Here is a 4,812-nt window from a genome sequence, read left to right on the forward strand (position 1 = left end):
CGTAACAGGAGCGGTGCAACCTAAAATTTCGAAAACAAACTTAAATTCTATACCTTTCATCTATCCAAAAGAAGCCGTTAGACTGGTTTTCAATGAAAAAATAGATGATATATTTGGGAAAATTCGTATTAATAAAAAAGAAACCAGCACACTTGAATTAATACGTAATTACTTATTACCACGTCTATTATCAGGCGACATCGAGGTTCAGGCAGCCGAGGAGCAAATTCAGGAGGTCCTTTCTCATGGCTAGAGGTTTATATGAATCGGATTTTGAAGAAACCACCATAGAGCGGCTCAAACAAATGGGTTACGATTATCTCCACGCAAGCCAAATATTGGAGAGGACCAACCTAAATGAAGTAGTGCTGCAAGATAGATTAGAAGGATTTTTACGGCGGGCGTACCCCGCCATTCCTTCTTATCAAATTCCTGTCCTGGCTTCCCAATTTATGAATCCAGATGGAGTAACACTTGTACAGCGAAATGAATCCTTTCATAGAATGTTGACTAAGGGCTATGAATTTTCCTATGAGAAGGGCATTGAAAAGTTCTTCCACCATGTCTACCCTATTGACTGGTCAAACCCAGAAAACAATGAATTTCTGGTTGTAAATCAGCTTGCTATTGATGGCCGCATGGCACGGAGACCCGACATCATTGTGTATGTAAACGGACTCCCTATGGTTATTTTTGAGCTGAAAAGCCCCTACAACGAGAATGCTACGATTGATGATGCTTATACCCAAGTTACTAACTATACCAGTGACATTTCACAGCTATTCAACTTTATTGCTTTCTCTGTTATCTCAGACGGTGTGACTACGCTGCACGGAATGCCTGGAGAATCTATTGATTATTACGCTGCATGGAAGTCTATCGATGGAAGATTAGTAGATAACAACATCATTAACTCTATGAAAACTATGATCGAAGGAATGTTCCCTAAGGATAGAATTCTTGCCTATATTCGTAATTTTNAGGGAAGGGTTACAAAGATCGGGGGTAAGTACCACCAATTCTTCGGCGTGCAATTTGCCGTTCAGGAAGCGGTAAGGGCGACCCGACCAGAAGGTGACCGTAAAATTGGGGTCATATGGCATGCCACAGGATCAGGAAAGTCGTTTTCTATGCTCTTTTTTGCAAACATCATGATTCGGAACCCTGAGATGGGTAATCCAACGATTGTCATTCAAGTAGACCGAAGCGATCTGGATAATCAATTGTTTGACACCTTTGTGGGCGGCCAAGGGCTTGTTGGTGTCGTTCATCATGCGGAATCTACTGATGATCTACGTGAACTATTGAAAAATGAATCGGGCCAAATTATCTTTTCGACGATTGAAAAATTTCGACTTAAAGGTGATGATCAAAATAAAGAAGCGCTTCATCCTGTGCTGTCGGAGCGAAGGAATTTAGTCGTTATCTCGGATGAGGCCCATCGCACACAATACGCCATGGAAGGATTCGCAGGTAACCTTCGTACCGCTCTCCCAAATGCATCTCACATTGCTTTTACAGGTACTCCAGTAGACTTTGACGATCGCAATACCGTCGAATTGTTTGGCAACCTGATACATGTGTACGACATGCAGCAAGCGGTATTAGACCACGCGACCGTACCCATTTATTATGAGTCCCGATTAATTCCTGTTGATCTGACGAATGCTCAACTTGATGAAGATTTTCAAGAGCTGATACAACAAGCAGATTCCGAAAGTGAGCAGGATCGGGCACGGTTGAAGTGGACGGCACTAGAAATGTTAGTTGGCACGGTACCTAGACTAAAACGCTTAGCCCAAGATATCGTTGATCATTTCTCAAACGTGTCCTCATCACAGGACAAGGGGATGATTGTATGTATGAGCCGAAAGATTTGTGTAGCCCTGTACAATCACCTGCGTACTATTCCTGGCTGCCCTCCCGTTGAGGTTGTAATGACGGGTGATGTTTCCAAAGATGATGCGACCTGGCGTGACAAGCAGCCTGGGAGTGAATATTCCCACATTAAAACCAAAGAGGAGCGCGAAGCGATCAAAGCCAAGCTTTGTGATCCCAAAGATCCGCTTAAACTTATCATTGTCAGAGATATGTTCTTAACAGGATCTGATTTCCCTCCGATGAAGTATATGTATGTCGATAAACCGATCAAAGGACATAACTTGATCCAAGCGATTTCACGCGTGAATCGAGTATTCCCAGGTAAAGAAGGCGGTATCGTAGTTGACTTTATCGGAATTTCGACCAGTTTAAAGGAAGCAACGCAGAAGTACACTGGGGGTGGTGGAAAAGGTGCACCTACGTTTGATATTGAGGCAGCGGTCGCGATTTTCGAAGAGCACCTCGAAACCACTCGTTCATTTTTACCAGAAGGGACGGAAGTAATCCAATGGCGTTCCTATGACAAGATTCAGCGAGATGATTTTATCGCAGAACTTGTGAATTATCTATTGGGACCAAGTCAAGAAGGCTTTTTAACTGCACAGTTGAAACTTATGAATGCGTATAAACTTGTGAAGCATCTCAAAGGTGTCATTCCTGTCGCCAATGAAGTCGTTTTGTACGACATTCTATCCGTACAAGTTCGAAAATACATCCAGGTCACCGCACCAGGAGCTAGAAAAGGGGATATCGAAAAAGCCGTCAATAGACTGGTTGATGACAGCCTTGAAGCAAGAGAAGTCATTGATATCTTTGCGGTTGCAGGCCTTGAAAGGCCTGACATCTCGATTCTCGATGAGAAGTTTATGTCGGATCTGATAGAGAAGAAACATGTCGATCTTCGACTCAAACTTCTAAAAAAACTCCTTGAGGACGAGATTATGTTTAAGCTGAAGAAAACGAATCCGAAGCAAAAGTCCTTGAAAGCAGCATTAGAGAAAGCAATATCAGAGTATCACAATCGGGTGTTAACTGCCGCCGAAGTCATTCGGATGATGATGGAAGTGCGGAATGGCGTGGATGAGGAGCTGCGATCCCAGGACGAGTTAGGGCTCTCTGAAGAAGAAATGGCGTTTTACCACATTATCGAAAACATGCAAGAAGAGGCTTTTAGTCATGCTTTTATGGCAGACCTTGTACATAAAGTTGTGGCTGCGATGAAAAAGGAATTTAAAATTGATTGGACCAATCCGCATCGAGCAGATGTATTGGCAAAGGTGAACTTGGCAGTAAAATTGGTCTTGATGAGAGAAAAAGTAAACCGTGAGCAATTGCGATTTTTAACGAATGCTATTATTGAACAGGCAAAGGAGCAGTATAAGGACTGGCCGCTTACGTCTGCATAAACCAAAGAGGTCATTAAGGCATGCTGAACCATTTTCTTGTTATTTGGGGTAAATCAAAAGGTCTCGGCAATAGCTTGTTGTGATCTTTTGAATAGCAAAGAGCCGCGAAACTTATCTGCGGCTCTTCTTTTATGGAAAATAGTCTATTAAGCGTAAAATTCTTTCTTTGCCTGTTCAATTATCCGTACAGGCAGCTTATTCGCTAGTTTAAATGCCATTCTCTCATCGAGCTCCAAAACATTGACAATCAGCTCAATCTTTTCTTCGGAGGGTACTGTGCGATCATCTTCAATATCACGGGCATATTGAGGGGTAATTCCCGCTCGCCGAGCAAGTTCCGATTTTCCTAAGCCTTTTGCGGCTCGACCTGTTTTAATGTAATCACCAAAAGTCATTTAAAGACCTCCTTTAATCAACTATAAGTTATCAGTTAGCATTTGAAAATACATTTTTATACCAATATGTTATTGAACCATGACTATTTTGATAGAACGAGGAAAAGCGATGCTAAGCTAGGCTTTAAATAAGACAATAAGCGGCGAATACGAATTATTCCGTTGCTCAAAAAACATAATATTTACATTAACATTAATGTAAATATTATGTTAACACTTTCACTTTGGGTTCTGCGCCATTCTGTCGCCCAACGACATAGGTAACTACGTTCTTCTCAATTTTTCCACCCTATTTAAGATTTATTATTACTGTTGTTAAAATTATACAATTATGATATATTCGATTATAATCCGAAAGCATCGGTTAGAAAAGTCTATGGGAAAGCACCCCTTAGGCTTTTTCTATTTGCCAAATGTGAAGCCAAGGGTTGTTCTATGGCTGATAAATAATGTTAATGCTAATATTAACATTAATGCAAATATAGTGTTAACACTTTGGGTTCTGCGCCATTCTGTCGCTCAACGACATAGGTTACCTCATCTTTTCTCCATTTTTCGACCCCATTATAACTGTATAAGAAATCACCGTGTTTAATGTCTTGTGCAATAAAGGTTTCGACCGCATCGCGCGGCGCACTTGTAATTCGCTCCTGAAACCGCTGAATGGCATGGTGAGTAATGATCATATTTAACATCTCCTTATGAACTAGAATAAAGGGCTCAAAAGAGCCCTTGGATGATTAACTTATGAATTTATTGACCCCAGATTGTTGAAAAGAATGAAGAGAGCCATTTTCGAGAGAATATGCATGATATTGGGGTGCCCAAGATGTAAAGGCCTTAAAAAAGTCGATAGCATTTTTGTTGCTGGGCACATACAGCAGCTCAGGCTGGATGAGAACAATATTGGAGTACGGGAAGCACCACTGGGGTACACGAACGTTTTTAAGCAGCCAAGTGGCATGTTGAAGACAGTCTTCGAAGTCATATCCTTGATCCAATGATTTTTCATAGCGATTAAGCAGATCCTGGCCATGTGGTAATAGGCCCAAACTTCCTAGTGCGTTCTTATGTTCACGAACCGCGTAATAGTGATCAAGGACTTCTTTTTTACTCACGGGGTGCTGTTG

At 41.6% G+C, this 4,812-nt stretch carries 4 protein-coding genes and 1 pseudogene; 2 read left to right on the forward strand and 3 right to left on the reverse strand.

Going from position 1 to position 4,812, the window contains the following annotated elements; translation table 11 throughout:
- Together FJQ58_RS32190 and FJQ58_RS00290 are read left to right on the forward strand one after the other, a co-directional pair.
- Positions 1 to 253: restriction endonuclease subunit S domain-containing protein (locus tag FJQ58_RS32190; RefSeq protein ID WP_476641258.1), on the forward strand; the 253-nt coding region annotated here is incomplete at its 5' end.
- Positions 246 to 3,287, forward strand: a complete 3,042-nt coding sequence (locus tag FJQ58_RS00290) for a type I restriction endonuclease subunit R (RefSeq protein ID WP_139990475.1) — start codon at positions 246 to 248, stop codon at positions 3,285 to 3,287. The genes FJQ58_RS32190 and FJQ58_RS00290, both read left to right, overlap by 8 nt.
- 146 nt (positions 3,288 to 3,433) lie before the next feature.
- On the opposite strand, the gene FJQ58_RS00295 is transcribed toward FJQ58_RS00290, so the two are convergent.
- From FJQ58_RS00295 to FJQ58_RS32715, 3 genes and pseudogenes are all read right to left on the reverse strand, one after another.
- Entirely contained in the window at positions 3,434 to 3,682 is a 249-nt protein-coding gene (locus FJQ58_RS00295; protein WP_139990476.1) for a helix-turn-helix domain-containing protein, read from the reverse strand.
- Positions 3,683 to 4,152: 470 nt separating this feature from the next.
- Positions 4,153 to 4,368, reverse strand: coding sequence for a hypothetical protein (locus tag FJQ58_RS00300; protein WP_139990477.1), 216 nt, complete (start codon positions 4,366 to 4,368; stop codon positions 4,153 to 4,155).
- A gap of 54 nt (positions 4,369 to 4,422) precedes the next feature.
- Positions 4,423 to 4,812: pseudogene (locus tag FJQ58_RS32715) on the reverse strand (hypothetical protein); the annotation flags it as partial.

The organism is Paenibacillus paridis (genome assembly GCF_006345825.1).
In the GTDB taxonomy this organism is placed as follows: domain Bacteria; phylum Bacillota; class Bacilli; order Paenibacillales; family Paenibacillaceae; genus Pristimantibacillus; species Pristimantibacillus paridis.